The sequence below is a fragment of the Cobetia sp. LC6 genome (assembly GCF_030264805.1).
In the GTDB taxonomy this organism is placed as follows: Bacteria; Pseudomonadota; Gammaproteobacteria; order Pseudomonadales; family Halomonadaceae; genus Cobetia.
In genome coordinates, this window is record NZ_JASSPL010000019.1 from 25,771 (window position 1) to 45,408 (window position 19,638).

A 19,638-nucleotide genomic window follows, 5' to 3' on the forward strand; every position below is an offset into this window, starting at 1 on the left:
TATGTGAGCGAACACAGTGCTGCAACTGATGATACGGCCAGCAGCAGGCACTGTCAGGTGTCGCGTGCCTACGACGTGGCTCCCTTGCCGACCTGTCACCCGCCGCCGCTCGCCCCGCACGCCGCCGCGCGCATGCAATAAGGCACATCGATCGACATGCGATACCACACAACGGGGGGTTGTGACTGGTAAGATAGCGGGGTGACGAAATTCATGCGCCGTCACTCCGCCCACTCCGTCGTGCCCACCCGATTGCACCCGCCGAGTGTGCGGCCAATTGTTGCGCCCCTCTATTTTTTGCCTGGATAACCGCTCTCACATGACCGGACTGCTCTCCCGCCTCACTGGCCGCCTGTTCACTCCTCGCTGGCAACACGCCAACCCTGCCATTCGCTCCGCTGCCACTGACCAGCTTGATCCGGAGATTCCAGACCAGCGCAAGATCCTGGAGACCCTGATTCTCGAAGATGACGCCCTGGAGGTGCGCCATGCCGCCCTGACGCGCATGCAATCTCCCGAACGTCTGCTGCCGCTGCTCGACCGCGCCGATGGTCTGGTACGCGAGCGCCTGATCGAACTGTTGAGCGGCGGCCAGGATGCGCCCTCACTGTTGAGCCGTGAACAGCTGGTCGCGCGCCTGGACGATCGCGAACTGCTCTCCGCCGTGGCGTCCCGTGGCGACAACCAGCAACTGCGTCTGACCGCACTGAGCCGACTGGAAGATGAAGAGACGCTGATCCATCAGGCCTGCCACAACACCATCGCCGCCGTGCGCCATGCTGCTGCCGCCCGCATTACCAGCCAGGCCGGCCTCGAGCGTCTGGTGCGTGATGCCAAGCGGGACCGTCACGTGCAGCGTCAGGCGCGCGACACCCTCGCCCAGCGCCGTGCCGATGCCCAGCAGGCCGACGCGCTGGCCGCCAGCCGCGACAACCTGCTGCGCCAGATGGAGAAGCTGCCGCGTCAGGCCTGGGAAGACAGCGTGCCCTCGCGCTACCGCTCGCTGCTGCGCGAGTGGGAGCGTCTGCCGGCCGCGGACTACGAGATTCAACAGCGCTTCGAAGAGGCACGCCAGCAGGCGCACAAGGTCATCAGCGACCATGAGGCCCGCGAGGAAGCCATTCGTGCCCATGAACGCCTGAGCGCCAACCTCAACACGCACCTGGAAGAGATTCTCAGCGCCGTGGACCAGGCGCGGGCAGACCTCTACAGCCGCGACTGCGTCAATGATCACGACTTCGCCAGCCTGCAGGCCCAACGCCGACTGCAGGGAGAGCGCTGGCGCGAGCTGACCGACCAGTTCTCGGCCCCGGCCGAACTGCTCGAACGTCAGCAGCGCCTGCAACAGCAGCTGCAGGATGCCCTCGATGCCTGGCATCGCCATCAGCTGTGCCAGGGCGAGTTGGATGCCGCGCTGGTCGACAATGACATCGACCAGCTGCGTCGTCTGGAAAGCGAGGTGGCCTGGCCTGCGGGTCTGCCGCAGACCGCCAGCCTGAGCGCGGTGCGTCAGGCGATCAGCGCGGCGCAGCCGGAAGAACCGGCAGAGGCAGCGCAAGAGCAGGACGCGCTCGATGAAAGCCCTGCACAAGACACAGAGTCAGCTGACGCCTCCCGCGAGGGCGACGGCACTGCGCGCAAGGCGAGCCTGGATCTGGACGCACTGGATGCCGAACTGGCACGCCTGGAAGCGGATCTCGATGCCGGCAAGCTAAAGCCGGCCAGTCGCCTGCATCGCTCACTGCGCGATCGCACCGAAGGCCAGCTCGACAATGCCCGCCAGACACGCCTGCGCCAGCTCGGCGCGCGTGTCGCGGAACTCCGTGACTGGCAGAACTTCGTCGCGGCGCCCAAGCGCGAGCAGCTGCTCGAGGCCATCACCACCCTGAGCGAGCGCGATGACATCAGCGATGAGCAGCGCGACCGCCAGCACCAGCAGCTGATTCAGCAATGGCGCGAGCTAGGTGATGCGGCCGCCAGCCGCGATGCCAGCCAGGCGTTCCGCACCGCCTCTGACGCCATCAAGCTGCGCCTGCGGGATTACCGCGAATCGCGCAAGCAGCTGCGTGAACACAACCTGGCCATGCGCGAAGCGCTCTGCGAGCAGCTTGAATCGCTCAACGGTCACGCCATGGACGATGCCGACCCCGACTCCCTGCGCCAGATTCGCGATCGCGCCCGTGAGGAATGGCGTCGCCACACGCCGGTGCCCGCAGGCCCCGGTCGCCAGCTGTCACACCGCTTCGGCGAGGCGCTGACGGCACTGCAGGGGCTGATCGACAGCCGCGCGGGTCAGATCGCCGCCGCCAAGCAGGCTCTGGTCGAGGCCGTCGAGGCGCTGGCCAATGAGGACACGCCGGCACGTGCCCGCGCCGAACAGGCCAAGGCCCTGCAGAGTCGCTGGCGCGAGATGGGCCGCGCGCCAAAGGGCGAAGAACAACGCCTGTGGGCCGCCTTCCGCGCGGCGTGCGACCGTATCTTCGCCGCACGCGATCAGGACCGCGAAGACCGCGACAGCCGCGAGCAGGCACGCCTGGATCAGTGGCAGGCGTTGATCGAGCGCCTCGACAGCTGGGAGCCGGAGACGCTGGAAGACGCCGCCCTGCTTGATGACGCCCTGAAGGAAGCCGACACCCTCGGCCCGCTACCGCGCGGCAAGCGGGGCGACGGCATGCGTCGTCGCTGGACCGGCATTCTCAAGCGTCGCGAGCAGCGTCTGGACGAACTGCACGCCCTGCAATTGCGCGAGGAATGGCAGCAATGGCGTGACCTGCTCGAACAGCACGCCGTGGCGGATGCCAGCGCGCGTAACGGCGACGTGCAGGATGTCGAGCTGCCGAACACCTCGGCCTTCGACGACAACAGCCGCCAGGCCAATGCGGCTCGCAACCAGATGCGTCAGGCCCTGCCGAGCAACTGCAGCGCCGCCAACGAGCGCCTGGCCGAGCTGCGTGTCCACCTGGCCATTCTGTTCGAAGCCCCGCTGGGCAGCGAAGATGAGTCACGCCGCCTGACCGTGCAGGTCGCGCGCATCAACCAGCAGCTGGGTGAGCGCATGGAGCGTGAAGAAGAGCTGGATGAGGTGCTGGATGCGCTGCTCGCCAACGGGCCGCTGGACTGGGACGCCTGGCAGACCGAACTGCCGCGCTTCGATGCGCTGTTCAATCACTGAGTCAGCACGCCTGAAGCGCTGACGTCTGAACCTGTGATGATGCACTCGCAAGACTGAAACCATGGCAACGGAAAGCCCCCGCCTCTGTCGAGACGGGGGCTTTTTCATTCTCTCGCCAGGCGGAGCCGAGTGCCGACCCTGCACTGGCTCACTCCAGCGCAGAGCATCAGCCCATGAACTGGCCGCCATTGATATCCAGGTTGGCACCGGTGATGAAGCCGGATTTCTCGTCGGCCAGGAAGGCGACCGCACGCGCGATCTCATCCGGCTGACCATAACGCTTGACCGGGATGGTCTCGCGGATTGATTCACGGATCTCTTCGGGGATCTTCATGATCATGTCGGTGGCGATGTAGCCCGGCGACAGGGTGTTGACGGTAATGCCCTTGGTCGCGGTTTCCTGCGCCAGCGCCATGGTCAGACCATGCATGCCCGCCTTGGCGGCCGAGTAGTTGACCTGGCCGAACTGGCCCTTGCGGCCATTGATGGAGGAGATGTTCACGATGCGGCCGTACTTGTGCTCCAGCATGTCATTGATGACGGCACGACAGGTGTTGAAGACGCTGTCGAGGTTGCAGTTGATGACTTCGCGCCACTGCTCATAGCTCATCTTGCGCATGGAGGTATCACGCGTGATGCCAGCGCAGTTGACCAGAACCGCGATCGGACCGAAGCGCTCGCGGATTTCGTTGACGCCTGCCTGACAGGCTTCGAAGTTGTCCAGCTCGATGCCGGACAGTGCGATGTTCTCGAACCCGGCAGCGCGCTGCTCCGATAGCCACCCCTCTGCCTTTTCCTTGTTCCTGTAACCCGCAATTACCTGATACCCCTGGTTCGCCAGCTCGCGGCAGATGGCGGAACCAATGCCACCGGTACCACCGGTAACCCATGCGACGGGTGCTGTTTGTGTCATCTTATTGTGTCTCCCTAATCCTGGAACGTCCTGTGTCCTTGGCTTGGGCACAGCTTGACAAATCTGCGGACACCCCCGCCCTGAGAAAACGAGAATGCCTGCAACGACAACAATGACCCGTGTCTCTAACAGCCTGATGACAATCGTGCACTCTGTGACGCCTGCCATCCGCCTGTGCGAGGCGCGTCACTCTCAGTATGGACAGGATGCAGCGGGAATGTATGTAGCAGATCTCTCACACGAGATGCCGATAATCGCTCGAGATGCGTAGACGGGTTGGTGACGACTCACCGGGCACGAGAAGTTTGCGTCAATTACGGGATAACGGTTGACGCAGCACTGTATATCCTTATACTACGCCCCACGTTGATGCGGGGTGGAGCAGTCTGGTAGCTCGTCGGGCTCATAACCCGAAGGTCATCGGTTCAAATCCGGTCCCCGCTACCACTGACAAGTCGTTGCCTATCAAGGTAATTGCCGGTCAGACACCAACGTGATGTTGCGGGATGGAGCAGTCTGGTAGCTCGTCGGGCTCATAACCCGAAGGTCATCGGTTCAAATCCGGTTCCCGCTACCAACCTCTGATGCGTCAGAGTTGGAGCAAAGGCAGTACCCAGTGTTGCGGGGTGGAGCAGTCTGGTAGCTCGTCGGGCTCATAACCCGAAGGTCATCGGTTCAAATCCGGTCCCCGCTACCAAGAATTCGAAAGGCCTGATGCCATGCATCAGGCCTTTTTCGTATGCGTGAAATTCCTGTGCGAGGATATCGCTGAGGCCAGCGCCCGGACCTCGCCTGTCCCTTTCTCAACGCCCATCGCCTTCACACTCATCACGTAAGCCCCAAGGGAGTGCCGCATGCGCCACTGGCTGGTCAAGACCGAACCCGATGCCTTCTCGCTGGATGACCTGCGCCGCGAATCACCGGCGCTCTGGGATGGCGTTCGCAACTATCAGGCGCGCAACTTCCTGCGCGAGATGCAGCTCGGTGATGTCGTGCTCATCCAGCACTCCAGCTGCAAGGTACCTGCAGTGGTCGGGCTTGCCATCGTCAGCGAACTCGCCCTGCCCGACCCGACGGCCAGTGACCCCGAGCACAAGGGCTTCGACCCACGTCAGGTGGCGGATATCGATGCCGGCAAGCCTCCGCGCTGGGTCGCCCCGCGCCTGAGCTACCTTCGCCCGCTGCGCAACTCCCTGCCCATCGCGCGCCTGAAGGCCCGGCCCGAGCTGGCAGATAGCCACCTGGTGCGCCGCGCACGCCTGTCCGTGATGCCGCTCAGCGAGAGCGAAGCCGCCTGCATCACCAGCCTGGCCGGCGACACCCTGCTGCCGTGAACCGACGCGCCCGAGGCGATCGCGCGAGGAAGTGTCCGGCAGCGCCTTGAACTCCACTGCGACGGGCCGCATCATCAGGCCAACCGGCTCGCGCGCGAGCCTTGAATCGCAGACAGAATTTCGGGGCATGCACCATGATCATCGATCCCAATACCGGCCAGCCACTGACCGGCAATGACACCACCGCCACCCAGCCACAAGGGGTAGTCGGCGGCGGTGCCGCCAGTGCACCGCGCCAGGCAGAAGACGCCAATACCTACATCATCGATGTGGACATGAGCAATCTTCAGCAGGTGCTGGAAGCCTCACAGCAAGTGCCGGTACTGCTGGATTGCTGGTCGCCGCAGAGCGAGCACTGCCTCGTTTTGACGCCGATCCTCGAGAAGCTGGCGCGTGAATATGCGGGCGGCTTCATCCTTGCCAAGCTGAACGCCGAGGAGCAACAGGACATCGCCGCCCAGCTGGGTGTGCGTTCAGTGCCGGATGTCAAGCTGGTCATCCAGGGCGGCCTGGCAGGTAACTTCACCGGCGCACGTCCGGAAGCCGAGATTCGCCAGTTCCTCGAGCAGCACAAGGTCCAGCCGGCGGCCGGGGCAGGCCCCAGCCTCGCGGAGCAGGCGGCCACTGCACTGGAAAACGGCGACCTCGTCACCGCCAAGACGCTGTATCAACAGCTGGCGCAGGAATCTCCCGAGACACCGGAATACCGCATCCATCTCGCCTCGGTGCTGGTTGCCGAGGGCAATGGTGAAGAGGCCCGCCAACTGCTGGACTCCCTCAAGCCGGAAGACCGTGATGGCGCCCAGGCGCGTGGCGTACGTGCGCGCATCGACTTCATCGCCGAGGCGCCGTCTCCCGAAGAGGTGCAGGCCATGATCGAGCGGGACGACAGTGAAGCCCGCTACCAACGCGCCATGCGCGATCTGGCGGATGGCCACTACGAGCTGGCTCTGGATACCCTGATCAGCCTGGTGAAGACCGACCGCCAGTACGGCGATGATCTGGCACGCAAGACGCTGCTGCGCGTCTTCGACGCCCTTGGGGCGACCCATGAGCTGACCGTGCGCTTCCGTCGCCAACTGTTCGCCCTGATGTACTGATCGTGCTGGTGCGCTGATCGTAGCAATGAGTTGAACACGACACGCAGACGACAAGGCCCCGCCTCCGGTCAAGGAAGCGGGGCCTTGTCATTGATGGTCAGCCGTCGCGCCGACTCAAGGACTAACGACGACGGCTCCAGCCCTTGAGAAGCGAGGGACGGGCACGCGATTCGCGCACGCTGGGCGGAAAGTCCACCTCAAGCTCATGGCCCGCGGACATCACGGCGCCTGACGCAGGCGGGGCAGCAGATGACGCCGCGGGAGCACGGCAGCGGGAAGATGGCGGCGACGAACGCGCCAGGCGCAGGCTTCCGCCCTGACAACACCATTCACGACAGGCCGTCGCGCCTGCATCCCTGCTTGCTGGCCGCCCCTGTCGCGGCGTCTCTGCCACCTCATGTCTCATCGTCGCATCTCCTGATGACAAGCCCCTCCCGATGAGCGGCCTAGCTTCAGAGTTGACGATAATGATTCTCAATTCAAGTTTGCAATGAGCGATAGCTGCCAACGAAACGCCGTGGGCTGACCCAGATCAACTCCGGCTCTGTCGACTACCCTTCTTGGCCGCTTCGCTCGCCCCCTCGATCCCTTCGCCAACCTCAGCCTTTCTGCAGGCGCTCATCCATCTGCTGCAGCGCCTTCTCCAGCTGCACACTCGTGGTGCCGTAGTTCAAGCGCACGAAGCCCGGCCAGCCGAAGTCGGCGCCATCCGACAGCGCGACATCGCATTCCTCGAGCAGCGTCTGCTGCGGAGACTCCCCGAGCCCTGCCTTGCGCATATCCAACCAGGCCAGATAGGTGGCTTGCGGGCGCGACATGCTGACGCCGTCCCAGCGTGCCACATGGCTTTCCAGCAGATCGAGATTGTCACGCAGCACGCTCAGCAACTCCTGACGCCACGGCTCACCCTCGCGCCACGCCGCCTCGGTCGCGGCCATGCCCAGCACATTGGTATCGGGCATCAAGCCATTGGCGGCGCCCGTGAAGCGTGCACGCAGCCTGGGGTCGGTGATCACCGCGCAGGCGAACGTCAGCCCAGCGGTGTTGAAGGTCTTGGAGGGCGCCCACAGGGTCACGCAGCGCGCCGCCAGTCGTTCGTTCAGGCTGGCCAGCGGGATATGGCGGGCCGTCGGGTCCACCACCAGATCGGCATGCAGCTCATCGGAGACCACCAGCAGATCGTGACGCTCGACCAGCTCCGCCAGCGCCTCGAGCTCTTCCTCGCGCCAGACGCGGCCGGTAGGATTGTGCGGGTGGCACCATAGCAGCAGCTCGGTCTCGGGCGTGATGGCCGCTTCCAGGGCCTCCAGGTCCAGGCGCCAGGGGCCGCCTTGCGTCTCGGGCTCTGCCAGCGGCGCCATCTGCGCCAGTCGCCCGGTCTTCTGGGCCACCTTGAGGAAGGGCGGGTAGATCGGGGTCGTCGTGACCACGCCCGCGCCGGGAGAGGTCAATGCCAGACTGGCCAGGTGCAAGGCCGGCACCACGCCCGGCAGCCAGACGATGGCGTCACGCGGCACCTCCCAGCCATAATGCTCGCGACTCCAGTCACACAGGCTGTCATCGAGGCTCTCCGACGGCTTGGCATAGCCGTAGACCGGGTGCGCCACTCGCTCGGCCAGCGCTCGTGTCACGGCGGGCGGGGCGCTGAAGTCCATGTCGGCAATCCAGAGGGGCATGACGTCCGAGGCGTAGCGATCCCACTTCTGGGAAGGGTACTGGCGTCGATCGAGCGGGGTGATGAAATCGAATGGCAAGATGGAGTCTCCCTGTGGCGGGCAAATTTGGCAGGCAACGCGAGCAGTGCGCTCGACTCACACCGCCTTCTGGCGGCGAGAAGAATACCTGTGGACCAACTACAGCATAAGGCTTTGTGCATGTCTGAAGACACCTTTTACCCACAGGCCCAGCGCGGGCTGCCCGGTCTGTTGCGCGCCTGGCTGACCCATGGCCGTGGCGACAGCGAGCGCCTCGCCGTGCTGCTGGCTGATACCGCGCGCGTCGCAAGTCTTGGCCAGCCCACCAGCAATCCCGATGGCGAGACACTGGAACAGTGGGCCGTCGAGGGAGGTGCGCCGCTGTGGGCGCCCAAGGCAGCGCTGTTCCTGTTGATGCAGATGCCGGCACGCCCGGTGCCGCAGGGGCCGGATGATGCCTGCGCCTGGGCCTACTGCTGGTTGCGCATGCGCGAACACGACAGTCCCGCGGCCGCCCTGATGGCGCTGCCGCAACACCTGCGTCAGCCGCTGGCCTGGCCCATCGAAGCCGCCTGGCAAGACCTGACGCATCAGCGGCTGATCTAGCCGCGCCGATTGTCGAGCGCCCGCAGCGCTGTTGGTGAGCAGCGCTGCGTTTTTCTCCGTTTTCCTCTCCTTCCTCACCTCTCTCCTCGACCTACCCTCCTCTGCTTACCCGCTCTTGTCCGCTCTATTCTCTTGTCCGCTCTGCTCTATCTCTGTCCGCACCCTCCTTGCCGCTACTTCTTCTTGTGGCTCCCTCTCCTTGCCCCTGCGTCACTCCCGGACCACATCCTCTTCGCTCCCGCTCCCCCTGCCACTGAAAGCGATCTTGATGGGGGGCCTGCTGGCGCCCGATAGGACAGCCCGTCCCGCTCTCGGCATTGCTGACAGCCATGGGTAACAGTTTTCTCAGCGAATATTGTCACCACCGGCTAATGGCGTAGCGGAAACCTGAGCCTCGTCAACGCGTAACTGACGCCATTTCGTTTAATCATCGTTTTGTGAAGCGATACACCCGCAGGGATTTCTTGTGTGAGCGAGGAGTAAAGTTCTTTCAACCGCAACGAAACGGTAATTCAACAAGAATCCGCTGGCGCGACACGACGACCAGCAAGCTTCAGGAGAAGCTCCATGACTACCTCCCTGATTGTCGGACTGGATGGAACCCCGGGCGGCGACAGTGCCATTGCCTATGCCAAGCGCGTCGCCTCTCTGGTGGGCGCGGAAACCAGGATCATTCTCTGCTACGTGGTCGAATGGTCACCCTACAGCTTCAACACGCCGGAGGAGAACGCCCAGCGTGCCAGCCGCCGCGAGAACGAGATCAAGCTGGCCCACGAACGTGTACTGACGCCCGCCATCAGCGAGCTGGAAAAGGAGGGCTATCAGGTCGAGGGGCGTGTCCGCCACGGCGATGCCGCCGAGATTCTCAGCCTGCTGGCGCGTGAGGTGAATGCCGAGCAGATCATCGTCGGCCGCAAGGGGGAAAGCGTCCGCTCACGCATCTTCGGCAGCGTCACTGCCCATCTGATTCAAGAGGCCTCGGTGCCCGTCACCATCGTTCCCTGAGACAGGCGCCTCCCGCACCAGCCGCCTGCAGAGATTTGCACCAGACAATAACGACAATTCGCTTTTCGAGGTTACCTCTCATGAGTCGATTCCGCTCCCTGGCCCCCTGGGCTGCCGCCATGGCAGCCCTCATGGCCGCAAGCTCTGCCCGTGCCGAAGGCATGGACCAGGCCATCAGTGACATCGTCGGACCGATCGTCAACCCGATCGTCTCGACCATCTTCTATTCAGTGCCGGTGGCCGGCACCCAGTTCCCGCTGATCGTCGGCTGGCTGATCATCGCTGCCGTCATCTTCACGCTCTATTTCGGCTTCGTGCAGTTCCGCCTATTCGGCCATGCCATCCGCCTGGTCAAGGGCGACTACACCGACCCGAAGGATGAAGGCGAGGTATCCCACTTCCAGGCACTGGCCACGGCGCTGTCCGGCACGGTCGGCCTGGGCAACATCGCCGGTGTCGCGGTCGCCGTCTCGCTGGGCGGCCCGGGCGCGACCTTCTGGATGATTCTGGCCGGTCTGCTCGGCATGGCCTCCAAGTTCTGTGAATGTACGCTTGGCGTGAAGTACCGCAACGTCAACGCGGATGGTTCCATCTCCGGCGGCCCGATGTACTACCTGTCCAAGGGTTTCGCGGAAAACGGCAAGGCGGGGCTGGGCAAGATTCTGGCAATCTTCTTCGCCATCTGCGCCATCGGTGGTTCCATCGGCGGCGGCAACATGTTCCAGGCCAACCAGTCCTATCAGCAGGCCGTCAACGTCACCGGCGGTGATGCCAGCTTCCTGGTCGGCTACGGCTGGCTGTTCGGTCTGGTGATGGCTGCCATCGTCGGCATGGTCATCATCGGCGGCATCAAGTCCATCGCGCGTGTCACCGAGAAACTGGTGCCGATGATGGCTGTCATCTACGTGATCGCGGCACTCATCATCCTCGGCTTCAACTTCAGTGCGATTCCGGCCGCCTTCGGCGCCATCATCGAAGGTGCCTTCGCACCGGTCGCGGTCGGCGGCGGTATCGTCGGCGTGCTGATCCAGGGCTTCAAGCGTGCTGCCTTCTCCAATGAAGCCGGTATCGGCTCCGCGGCCATCGCCCACTCTGCCGTCAAGACTTCCCAGCCGGCGACCGAAGGGATCGTCGCCCTGCTCGAGCCGTTCATCGATACCGTCGTCATCTGCACCATGACTGCGCTGGTCATCGTCATCACCGGCGCCTACCAGGTCGAAGGCCTCGGCGGCGTCCAGCTGACGTCCTACGCCTTCGAGACCGCCTTCCCGTGGTTCCCGTATGTGCTGGCCCTGGCAGTGTTGATGTTCGCCTTCTCCACCATGCTGTCTTGGTCCTACTACGGCCTGAAGGCCTGGACCTACCTGTTCGGCGAGAGCAAGGGCTCCGAGATCGTCTACAAGCTGATCTTCCTCGCCTTCGTGGTCATCGGTGCCTCCATGAGCCTCGGCCCGGTCATCGACTTCTCCGACGCCATGATCTTCGCCATGTCCATCGCCAACATCATCGGCCTCTACTATCTGATGCCGGTCGTGAAGCGTGAGCTGGCCCAGTACATCGCCAAGTTGAAGTCCGGCGAGATTGCACCGGTGGACAAGAAAGCCAAGCGCCAGAACGCGTGATCCCCATCACGCCCAGGCAGGCCTGACACACCGTCAGCCGCCGCATCACCCCAGGCCCCTGCCCATCGGCAGGGGCTTTTTCGTTGTCGATCATGCAATTCCGTGCATTGGATGGCTGAAACCACCCAAGTCGGATTGCCGCAACGCAGCGCAATGGGTAGGGTGTGGCGCTCACTGGCCACACTGGCCGGAACCCGTATCAACGAGGACGTCTCATGCTCGCTTCCATGCATGCCATGGTGCTGCGCAATCCCGGCCCGGATGCCGACTTCGTGGCGACCGAATGCCCGCTGCCCACTCCCGGCCCCGGCCAGGTGCGCATTCGTGTCGCTGCCTCCAGCGTCAATCCACTGGATCTCAAGCTGGCCAGCGGTCAGGTGCCTCTCCTGCCGCCAGCGCCCTGCGTGCTGCACGGCGACGTGGCCGGTGTGATCGATGCCGTCGGCGATGACGTGCTGGCCTTCTCGCCCGGCGACGAGGTGCTCGGCTTTGCCGGCGGTGTCGCCGCTCATCCGGGTGCGCTGGCGGAATACATGCTCGCCGATGAACGCCTGATCACCCGCAAGCCGCGCCGCCTGAGCTTCATGGAAGCCGCCGCGTTGCCGGCAGTGTTCATCACCGCCTGGCAGGCACTGGTGGAGCGTGGCCGGCTGGAAGCGGGACAACGCGTGCTGATCCACGGCGGCGCCGGTGGCGTCGGCCATGTGGCATTGCAGATCGCCCGTTGCATCGGCGCGGAAGTCGCGACCACGGTGTCCAGCGATGACAAGGCCCGGGCAGCACGCGACTGCGGCGCGGACCACGTCATCCGCTACCGCGAGGAAGCCGTGGCCGATTACGTGGCCCGGTTGACGGGAGGCGAGGGCTTCGACCTGGTCTTCGATTGCGTCGGCGGCGACAACCTGGCCGCCAGCTTCGCCGCCAGCAAGCTGGGCGGGCGCATCGTGACCATCAACGCGCGCACCACGGTGGATCTCTCGCCGCTGCACGCCGGCAGCCGCAGCCTGGAAGTGCTGTCGATCCTGCTGCCGCTGACCGCTGGCATCGGACATGAACAGCAGCGCCAGGCGCTGGGCAAGCTGGTAGAGCTGGTCGAGGAAGGCGAATTCAAGGTGCGCCTCGATGAGCATCAGTTCGACTTCAGCGAGGTCGCCGAGGCTCATCGTCATCAGGCCTCCGGCAAGGCAGTGGGCAAGATCTCGCTGGTGCGTCGTCAGTTCTGGGACGCCGCCCAATGAGCGCAGCACTTCAGGGTGAGCTGGGCCTGCAACTGCTCAAGCTGCTGATCTCGGTGGCGGTGGTGATCGGGCTGTCACTGATCGCGGAGCGCCTCTCGACGCGCATGGCCGGGCTGCTGTCCGGCTACCCGCTGGGTACGGCCATCACGCTGGGCTTCATCGGCGTGGAGATTTCCCCCGAGTTTGCCGGCCAGAGCGCCGTCTATACCCTGGCCGGCTTCTCCTCGACGCTGGCGCTGGGGGTCGGTTACTGGCTATGCGGGCGTGCCCAAGGGCTGCGCGGCGTCATCAACGGCACCCTGGGCGGCCTGCTGGGCTGGCTGATCGCCAGTCTGGCACTGGCGCAGTTCGAGTTCACACGCGTCAGCGGCGTGATCGTGACGCTGATCGCCATCGTGCTGTGCATGCGCCTCTATCGCGGCGTACCGGAAAGCACGGCGCGCAAGTCACCCTTCTCCTGGGTCTCGCTGCTGGCGCGCGCCGGACTGGTCGCCGGCATCGTGTTCGGCATCACCGCGCTGGCCCACCTGCTGCCGCCCTCCTGGGCAGGCCTGGTGGCAGCCTTCCCGGTCACCATGTACCCGCTGCTGGTGATTCTGCATCTCACCCAGGGGCCGGTAGCCGTCGCGACCGTCATCAAGCACTACCCGGCCGGCCTCGGCTCGCTATTGTGCTATGCGCTGGTGGTCTCGCTCAGCTACCCCGGCATGGGGGTCGGCCTGGGCACCCTGCTCGGTTTCATCGTGGCGACGGCGTGGCTGGGCGTGTTCACGCCGTTGCAACGTCGACTAGCCTCACGACGTACAGCCAGCGCCTGAGCTTCCTGATAGGCTGAAATGCCGCATGGATGCCCAGGAGCGACGCATGTACTTCAAGACACTGGAACCGGCCTTCTTCGACACCGATGCCCTCGGGCACATCAACAACACGCGCCTGCCGGCCTGGTTCGAGTGGGCGCGCAATGACCTGTTCCGCGTCTTCGTGCCGGACCTCGATCCGCGCAAGTGGCCGCTGATCATGGCGCGCATCGAGGTCGACTTCCTTGCCGAGCTGCAATACGGCCAGCCGGTGGAGATTCGCACCTGGCTGTCGCGCCTCGGCGGCAGTTCCTTCACCGTGACCCAGGAGGCGTGGCAAAGCGGCGTCTGCGGCGCGCGCGGCCACTGCGTGCTGGTGCAGTTCGATCATCATGCCAAGCAATCCTTGCCCATCGAGGGCGAGCTGCGCGCGACCCTGGTCAGCCATGTGCACGAGCACACCGACAGCGCCGAACTGGATGTCCCGGCCCTGCGCGAGGCCGCCCGGGCTCTCGGGACGCACAGCGCCACCTCCGAGGGGAGCGTGCCGGCATGACACCCGCGCTCAAGCTGCTAAAGGGCAAGCCGCACCGCACACTCGAATATGCCCACGACCCGCGCGCTTCCGCCTACGGGGAAGAGGCCGCCCGCACGCTGGGGCTTGATCCCACCCAGGTCTTCAAGACACTCGTCTGCCAGCTGGAAGGCGGCAATGCACGTCAGCCGCTGGTGGTCGCCGTGGTGCCGGTCAGCGGTACGCTCGACCTCAAGGCACTGGCACGCGCCTGCGGGGCACGCAAGGCGGCGCTGGCAGCGCATGATGCCGCCGAACGTGCCACCGGCTATGTGGTCGGCGGCATCAGTCCGCTGGGGCAGAAGAAGCGCCTGCCACTGTGGGTCGATGACAGCGCCGCGACACAGGCGGAAATCTTCATCAGCGGCGGCCGTCGTGGACTGGAGATAGCGCTCGCCCCCGCGTTACTGTGTGAGCTGGGCAATGGCCAGTTCGCCCCGCTGGCTCGTGACGACTGATGGCCACGGGCGTGGCACACCATGACGAACCCCGCCACCACAGCACCGCGTCAGCGAGGAGGCCCGATGGGCATTCGCTACAGCAAGTGGATCTATCCGGACATGACCGAGCTGCATGCGCAGGTCGAAGCGGCGCTGGAGCAATGGTTCAGTGAGCGCTTCGCCGACTACCCGCACATCAGCTTGCCGGGCCTTGACCCCTACGATTATGATGGCTGGTTCAATCGTCTGGCCCCGGAGCTGATGGCGCGCGGCAGTGACTACTGCGAGCGTGAATGGCATGGCTATGTGCCGAGCCCCCAGCAGCTCAACCAGGCTTTCTTCCGGGCCGTATCCCGGTCCAACAAGTGTGTGCTGGAGCCTGACCGCAAGCATGGTGATCCTGACCAATCATAGTCCCGACGCGCGGGAGCTCGAGATCATCGAGCGCCAGCTCGGGCGCAAGCCGCGCGGCATCCAGGCCGTGGCCGCCACCGATGGCGAGGGCACCCCGCTGGTGCTGCGCATGCATTCGCTGGTGGACGGCAAGCCCTTCCCGACCCTCTATTGGCTGTGCGATGAACGCCTCAAGATCTCACTGTCACGCATCGAGGCCGAAGGCGTCATCAAGGGGCTGGAAGAACGCCTCAAGACCGACGAGGAACTGCTGGCGCGCTACCGTGCCAGCCATGAGGCCTACGTCGCCGAACGCTGGAGCTTCATGAGCGAAGCCGAGCGCAACGCCATCGAGTCCCAGGGCTTCACTGAACTGATGCGTGAACGTGGCGTCGGCGGCATCCGTGACTGGAATCAGGTGCGCTGCCTGCACACCCAGTACGCCCAGCATCTCGCCTACGCCGAGGGCAACGCCATCGGTCACTGGGTCGATGCCCATTACGACGTGCTGTCCGAGCTGCCCTGAGCTCTGGCGACGCTCGCCCCGATGCCGTCGGCTTGAATGCAGAAGACGAAGAAGCCCGCCAATTGGCGGGCTTCTTGCGTCGGGACGAGCGTCAGGTCTACAGCGAGTGCGCGAAGACCAGCGCGATGCACAGCGGGCAGATCAGGCGCACGTACCACGGCCAGATCTTCCAGAACAGGCTGGACTCGATGTCCGGCGCCCCGCTCTGGATCTCCTTGAGCAACGCATGGCGCGACATCGCCCAGCCGACCAGCAGGCACATCACCAGCGCGACCAGCGGCTGGCTGTACTGGGTGGTCAACATGATCACCAGGCCGAACAGTGCCCCGAAGTTGGCGGCGATGGTCAGGCTGATGGCCATGATGGCGGCACCGACGGCCAGAGTGGCGGCACGCCGACCCAGCCAGCCACGCTCGACCACGAAGGATACCGGCACTTCCAGCATCGAGATGGAAGAGGTGATGCCCGCCACGCTCATCAGCGCGAAGAATGCCACCATCAGGACGTCACCTGCGCCGCCCATCTGGCCGAACAGCGCCGGCAGCGTGTCGAACAGCAGAGTATCCGAGCTCTTGAGCAGGCCGTCGGCATCGAAGATCTCGACCCCCAGATGACGCGCGGCATACATGGCCGGAATCACCAGCAGACCGGCGAGGAAGGCGATGCCGACATCGATCAGCGTCACCAGCACGCCCAGACGCGGCAGGTGCTGCTCCGGCCCCAGATAGGAGCCGTAGATCAGCATCGCGCCCACGCCGAGCGACAGCGAGAAGAACGCCTGGCCCATCGCGCTCAGCATCAGGTCGGCATCGAAGATGCGGTCCCACTGCGGCGTCAGGTAGACACTCAGGCCTTCATCGGCACCCGGTAGGGTCAGTACGTAGCCGATCAACCCGACCAGCAGCATCAGCAACAGCGGCATCAGACGCGTGGACCACTTCTCGATCCCGCCGCGCACACCACCGACCACGATCGCCATCGTCAACGCGAGGAAGACTGCCGTCAGCGAGACATTGCGCGTGAAGTCGAAGGTGGTCAGCCAGCTGGCGGCGGAGCTCATGCCCAGCGCCTCGCTGACCGGCGCGGCGGTATAGCCCAGCAGCCAGCCCGCGACGATGGCATAGAAGGCCAGAATCAGGCTGGCGGTCAGCATGCCCGTCCAGCCCGCCAGCGCGCCGAAGCGCTTGGTGATGCCTCGACCGAGACTCATGCTGGTGACGATGTTGGCCTGACCATGGCGGCCGATGACAAGCTCAGCCATCAAGGCCGGCCATGCCAGCAGGAAGGCCAGCACCAGATACATCACCACGAAGGCTCCGCCTCCGTTGTTGGCCGTCTGGGACGGGAAGCCCCACACGTTGCCAAGTCCTACTGCCGAACCAGCGGCGGCCATCAAGAAGCCCAGCCGACTGGCAAAGCGTCCGCGCACCTGCGCCATCTGCCTCTCCTGCCTTGTTGTTCCGCGTCCGTCGAAGACGACGTCGCGATGAGTTGGGGTGCATCCCGGTGCAAGCTCACGGGGCGCCAGCGCCCGCCAGCCGTCGCCTGCGGGGGCGGCAAGGGTAGCAGAGCAGGCCCGCGAATGCAGGCGACAACGCCGAAAGTCAGCACGCGGCCCGCATTGGCCACGGGGCAATGTCGAGTTCCTCATGGGCGTCATAGCGTCGCCGCACAACTCGCGTAGGATAGGAAGGACATGACATCAAGGCACGGCAGCCAGCAGTGAGCGCCGCCGAGAAACATTCAGGAGAGCAACATGCATCGCATCTGTGTCTATCTGGGCTCCCGCGAGGGCGTCTCCCCGCAGCACCGTCAACTGGCCGAGGCTCTGGGCACGGCCATCGCCGAACGCGGCTGGGGACTGGTCTACGGAGGTGCGCGCGCCGGACTGATGGGGGCATTGGCAGATGCCGCGCTGGCAGCAGGCGGTGAGGTGATCGGCGTGATCCCGCAGGTGCTGGTCCGTAACGAGAAGGCGCATACCGGTCTGACGCGCCTGATCGAGGTGGCGGACATGCATGAGCGCAAGGCGCAGATGGCCGCATTGGCAGATGCCTTCGTGACCCTGCCCGGCGGGATTGGCACCCTGGAGGAATTGTTCGAGACCTGGACCTGGCAGTATCTGCGCTTTCACGCCAAGCCGATCGCTGTCCTCGACAGTGACGGCTTCTTCGCGCCCCTGCTCGAGTTTCTGGACCGCACCGTCGAGGCGGGCTTCCTCGATGCGGACACTCGTGCACGCCTGATCAGCGAGCGCGAGATCGCGCCCCTGCTGGAGCGTCTGGCGCCCGAGACGTGAGGCATGAGACGTAAGGCCTGACAGGCTGTCGTGTCACTCCCCATCAAGCGCGTACGCCGCCGCCATGGGGAGTGACGATGCGAGCGGCCGCCTCAGTTCAGCGCGCTCTTTCAGCAGTGCGCCTCAGCTCAGCACCGCCTCGCCAACAACCTCAACGGTATCGTCCGAGGCGGCCTGTTGCTGAACGGGGCTGCCGATATAACGCGCCCGCTTGCTGGCGGTGACCTGCTCGACATCGACCATCACCAGGCCGTCGATGCAGTAACCGAAATCGGCGTCGACACTGAAGTCGAGGAAGCGGGTGCCGCCAGGTTCGGTGACCTCGGCGTACTGCTTGTAGAGCGTCGGCACCGTCACGCCCATCGCATCCAGCTGGGCGCGCAGACGCCGAAAATCCCCCTCAGCGCCCTGACCATCGAACAGACGCTCCGCCTCATGGGCGGCGCTGCCCGGCACACTCTGGGCGACCGGTGCCCGCGCGCGTGCCAGCCCCTCATCATCCCCGTAATAATGACGGTAGTAGCTGACGATCAACGCCCTGGCGGCCTCCGGATAGCTGTTGGAGAGCGTGACCGGGCCGAACAGCCAGCGAATCTCGGGATGACAGCGCAGATAGGCGCCCAGCCCCTGCCACAGGTAATCGAGGCTGCGCCGCCCCCAGTAACGCGGCTGCACGAAGCTGCGCCCCAGCTCCAGACCGTCCTGCATGCGCTCGAACATCTCTGGCGCGAAGCGGAACAGAGTCGGACTGTAGAGTCCCTTCTCGCCATGTGCCGCCATGATCTTGCGTACCTCACCGATGCGGTAGGCGCCGGCGATCTCGAGATCCGCGTCATCCCATAGCACCAGATGCCGGTAGTGGGCGTCATAGCGATCGATATCGCGCCGCTCGCCGGTGCCCTCGCCGACCCGGCGGAAACTGATCTCGCGCAACCGGCCGATCTCGCGCATCACGCTGGAACCGGGGAAGGCGTCGAACAGATAGATCTTCTTGCCATCGCGGGTCTCGCCCAGCAGTTCACAGGGCGTCAGTTCCTCACGCAGCGCCTGGCGCTCCTCCGGATGGCCGATGGCCTTCTCGGTCACGAACAGGCCGCGCTTGCCGCGCCCGATGCGATACAAGTGCTTGCGCAGCAGGCGCGTCTTGGCATTGGTATTGAGGGCATCACTGTCGAGGCGCTCCAGCGGGATCAGCTCGCCAATGCGCAGCTTGAGCTGACGCTCGCGCTGGCGAAACATCTCGTGGGCCAGCAGGGGCGTACCGAAACTGCGGTTGATCGACGACAGCGTATAAAAAAGCGTCGAGTTGCGACCGCTGACGTGGATAGGCAGCACCGGCGCATTGGTCTTGCGCGCGAAATGCAGGAAACCCGACAGCCACTTGCCGTCGCGCGGCCCGGTCGGGCCTGCACGCGAGACCTCGCCGGCCGGAAAGATGATCACGGCCTCTTCATTCATCAGCGCATCGCAGATCTGACCACTGCTCTTGCGATAGCCACGTCGACTGAGGTTGTCCAGTGGCAGCAGCAAGGGTGCCAGCGGCTCGACCTTCATCAGGATGTCGTTGGCGACGATCTTGACGTCGCGGCGCACTTCGCCGACCAGCTTGAGCAACGCGAGTCCATCCAATGACCCCAGCGGATGATTGGCGACGATGACGACACGCCCGTAGGCCGGAATGTTCTCGCGCTCCCGCGAGGACACCGAGTAGCCGAAGGAAAAGTGATCGAGCACGCGGTCAATGAAATCAAAGCCGCGCTGGTCCGAGTTCTCGCCGAGGAAGGCATTGATCTCCCCCTCATGCACCAGGCGTCGCAGCATGGCCAGAGCTGGCCGTCGGATCAGCGGGTGACGTTTGGCAAAGGCAGGATACTTGGCAGCGATGACGCGGGCAGTATCGATCATGCTCTCTCCTTGGCCGCACG

Annotated in this window: 16 protein-coding genes, 3 tRNA genes and 1 pseudogene; 16 read left to right on the forward strand and 4 right to left on the reverse strand. The window is 64.6% G+C overall.

Annotation, left to right across the window (positions count from 1 at the left end):
- Window positions 1-319: 319 nt before the first annotated feature.
- Window positions 320-3,172 carry a DUF349 domain-containing protein gene (locus QQF40_RS16410; protein WP_285461957.1) on the forward strand — a complete coding sequence of 951 codons (2,853 nt, stop codon included), beginning with the start codon at window positions 320-322 and terminating at the stop codon, window positions 3,170-3,172.
- A gap of 166 nt (window positions 3,173-3,338) precedes the next feature.
- Here QQF40_RS16410 and phbB read toward each other — a convergent pair whose 3' ends face one another.
- A complete protein-coding gene (gene phbB, locus QQF40_RS16415) occupies window positions 3,339-4,085 on the reverse strand; it encodes an acetoacetyl-CoA reductase (protein ID WP_043336510.1) in 747 nt (248 codons plus the stop codon).
- A 370-nt stretch (window positions 4,086-4,455) separates the two neighbouring features.
- Between phbB and QQF40_RS16420 the strand changes: the two genes are divergently transcribed.
- The 5 genes from QQF40_RS16420 (at window position 4,456) to QQF40_RS16440 (ending at window position 6,519) form a co-directional block, all read left to right on the forward strand.
- Window positions 4,456-4,532 (forward strand) — tRNA-Met (locus QQF40_RS16420).
- Between the two features lie 53 nt (window positions 4,533-4,585).
- Window positions 4,586-4,662: transfer RNA gene (locus tag QQF40_RS16425), tRNA-Met, on the forward strand.
- A gap of 43 nt (window positions 4,663-4,705) precedes the next feature.
- Window positions 4,706-4,782, forward strand: a tRNA-Met gene (locus tag QQF40_RS16430).
- Window positions 4,783-4,939: 157 nt separating this feature from the next.
- Window positions 4,940-5,419 carry an EVE domain-containing protein gene (locus QQF40_RS16435; protein WP_285461959.1) on the forward strand — a complete coding sequence of 160 codons (480 nt, stop codon included), beginning with the start codon at window positions 4,940-4,942 and terminating at the stop codon, window positions 5,417-5,419.
- A gap of 134 nt (window positions 5,420-5,553) precedes the next feature.
- Window positions 5,554-6,519 carry a tetratricopeptide repeat protein gene (locus tag QQF40_RS16440; RefSeq protein ID WP_175090753.1) on the forward strand — a complete coding sequence of 322 codons (966 nt, stop codon included), beginning with the start codon at window positions 5,554-5,556 and terminating at the stop codon, window positions 6,517-6,519.
- A gap of 599 nt (window positions 6,520-7,118) precedes the next feature.
- Here the strand turns inward: QQF40_RS16440 and QQF40_RS16445 are convergent.
- Window positions 7,119-8,273 carry a MalY/PatB family protein gene (locus tag QQF40_RS16445; protein ID WP_285461960.1) on the reverse strand — a complete coding sequence of 385 codons (1,155 nt, stop codon included), beginning with the start codon at window positions 8,271-8,273 and terminating at the stop codon, window positions 7,119-7,121.
- 120 nt (window positions 8,274-8,393) lie between these two features.
- Here QQF40_RS16445 and QQF40_RS16450 point away from each other — a divergent pair, with 120 nt between their 5' ends.
- From QQF40_RS16450 to QQF40_RS16490, 9 genes and pseudogenes are all read left to right on the forward strand, one after another.
- Entirely contained in the window at window positions 8,394-8,819 is a 426-nt protein-coding gene (locus QQF40_RS16450) for a hypothetical protein (RefSeq protein ID WP_285461961.1), read from the forward strand.
- Between the two features lie 567 nt (window positions 8,820-9,386).
- Window positions 9,387-9,824 (forward strand): universal stress protein, encoded by a 438-nt coding sequence (locus QQF40_RS16455; RefSeq protein WP_285461962.1) that lies wholly within the window; start codon window positions 9,387-9,389, stop codon window positions 9,822-9,824.
- A gap of 80 nt (window positions 9,825-9,904) precedes the next feature.
- A complete protein-coding gene (locus QQF40_RS16460; protein ID WP_285461963.1) occupies window positions 9,905-11,446 on the forward strand; it encodes an alanine/glycine:cation symporter family protein in 1,542 nt (513 codons plus the stop codon).
- Between the two features lie 215 nt (window positions 11,447-11,661).
- Entirely contained in the window at window positions 11,662-12,684 is a 1,023-nt protein-coding gene (locus QQF40_RS16465) for a zinc-binding dehydrogenase (RefSeq protein WP_217485973.1), read from the forward strand.
- Complete coding sequence (locus tag QQF40_RS16470) at window positions 12,681-13,502, forward strand: hypothetical protein (protein ID WP_285461964.1); 822 nt, start codon at window positions 12,681-12,683, stop codon at window positions 13,500-13,502. Before QQF40_RS16465 ends, QQF40_RS16470 begins: the two co-directional genes overlap by 4 nt.
- A 46-nt stretch (window positions 13,503-13,548) precedes the next feature.
- Window positions 13,549-13,938, forward strand: a pseudogene (locus QQF40_RS16475) (acyl-CoA thioesterase); the annotation flags it as partial.
- 95 nt (window positions 13,939-14,033) lie between these two features.
- Window positions 14,034-14,513: a Cys-tRNA(Pro) deacylase gene (gene ybaK / locus QQF40_RS16480; protein ID WP_175090760.1), complete on the forward strand. Its 480-nt coding sequence runs from the start codon at window positions 14,034-14,036 to the stop codon at window positions 14,511-14,513.
- Window positions 14,514-14,579: 66 nt separating this feature from the next.
- Complete coding sequence (locus QQF40_RS16485) at window positions 14,580-14,909, forward strand: hypothetical protein (protein WP_176678116.1); 330 nt, start codon at window positions 14,580-14,582, stop codon at window positions 14,907-14,909.
- Window positions 14,887-15,414: a DUF501 domain-containing protein gene (locus QQF40_RS16490; protein ID WP_175090762.1), complete on the forward strand. Its 528-nt coding sequence runs from the start codon at window positions 14,887-14,889 to the stop codon at window positions 15,412-15,414. Before QQF40_RS16485 ends, QQF40_RS16490 begins: the two co-directional genes overlap by 23 nt.
- 97 nt (window positions 15,415-15,511) lie before the next feature.
- Here the strand turns inward: QQF40_RS16490 and QQF40_RS16495 are convergent, their stop codons facing one another.
- On the reverse strand, window positions 15,512-16,852 hold the full coding sequence (locus tag QQF40_RS16495) for a sodium-dependent transporter (RefSeq protein WP_175090763.1): 1,341 nt from the start codon (window positions 16,850-16,852) through the stop codon (window positions 15,512-15,514).
- A gap of 318 nt (window positions 16,853-17,170) precedes the next feature.
- Here QQF40_RS16495 and QQF40_RS16500 point away from each other — a divergent pair, with 318 nt between their 5' ends.
- Window positions 17,171-17,713 carry an LOG family protein gene (locus tag QQF40_RS16500; protein WP_175090764.1) on the forward strand — a complete coding sequence of 181 codons (543 nt, stop codon included), beginning with the start codon at window positions 17,171-17,173 and terminating at the stop codon, window positions 17,711-17,713.
- Window positions 17,714-17,836: 123 nt separating this feature from the next.
- Here QQF40_RS16500 and olsF read toward each other — a convergent pair whose 3' ends face one another.
- The gene (olsF, locus tag QQF40_RS16505; RefSeq protein WP_285461965.1) at window positions 17,837-19,618 is read right to left on the reverse strand and encodes a bifunctional ornithine lipid synthase OlsF; all 1,782 of its coding nucleotides are present in this window, start codon (window positions 19,616-19,618) and stop codon (window positions 17,837-17,839) included.
- Window positions 19,619-19,638 lie beyond the last annotated feature (20 nt).

Excerpts from the sequence above, each read along its gene's own strand:
- QQF40_RS16410 (WP_285461957.1), top strand. The coding sequence starts at position 320 with ATGACCGGACTGCTCTCCCGCCTCACTGGCCGCCTGTTCACTCCTCGC.
- phbB (WP_043336510.1), bottom strand. The coding sequence starts at position 4,085 with ATGACACAAACAGCACCCGTCGCATGGGTTACCGGTGGTACCGGTGGC.
- QQF40_RS16435 (WP_285461959.1), top strand. The coding sequence starts at position 4,940 with ATGCGCCACTGGCTGGTCAAGACCGAACCCGATGCCTTCTCGCTGGAT.
- QQF40_RS16440 (WP_175090753.1), top strand. The coding sequence starts at position 5,554 with ATGATCATCGATCCCAATACCGGCCAGCCACTGACCGGCAATGACACC.
- QQF40_RS16450 (WP_285461961.1), top strand. The coding sequence starts at position 8,394 with ATGTCTGAAGACACCTTTTACCCACAGGCCCAGCGCGGGCTGCCCGGT.
- QQF40_RS16455 (WP_285461962.1), top strand. The coding sequence starts at position 9,387 with ATGACTACCTCCCTGATTGTCGGACTGGATGGAACCCCGGGCGGCGAC.
- QQF40_RS16460 (WP_285461963.1), top strand. The coding sequence starts at position 9,905 with ATGAGTCGATTCCGCTCCCTGGCCCCCTGGGCTGCCGCCATGGCAGCC.
- QQF40_RS16465 (WP_217485973.1), top strand. The coding sequence starts at position 11,662 with ATGCTCGCTTCCATGCATGCCATGGTGCTGCGCAATCCCGGCCCGGAT.
- QQF40_RS16470 (WP_285461964.1), top strand. The coding sequence starts at position 12,681 with ATGAGCGCAGCACTTCAGGGTGAGCTGGGCCTGCAACTGCTCAAGCTG.
- ybaK (WP_175090760.1), top strand. The coding sequence starts at position 14,034 with ATGACACCCGCGCTCAAGCTGCTAAAGGGCAAGCCGCACCGCACACTC.
- QQF40_RS16485 (WP_176678116.1), top strand. The coding sequence starts at position 14,580 with ATGGGCATTCGCTACAGCAAGTGGATCTATCCGGACATGACCGAGCTG.
- QQF40_RS16490 (WP_175090762.1), top strand. The coding sequence starts at position 14,887 with ATGGTGATCCTGACCAATCATAGTCCCGACGCGCGGGAGCTCGAGATC.
- QQF40_RS16495 (WP_175090763.1), bottom strand. The coding sequence starts at position 16,852 with ATGGCGCAGGTGCGCGGACGCTTTGCCAGTCGGCTGGGCTTCTTGATG.
- QQF40_RS16500 (WP_175090764.1), top strand. The coding sequence starts at position 17,171 with ATGCATCGCATCTGTGTCTATCTGGGCTCCCGCGAGGGCGTCTCCCCG.
- olsF (WP_285461965.1), bottom strand. The coding sequence starts at position 19,618 with ATGATCGATACTGCCCGCGTCATCGCTGCCAAGTATCCTGCCTTTGCC.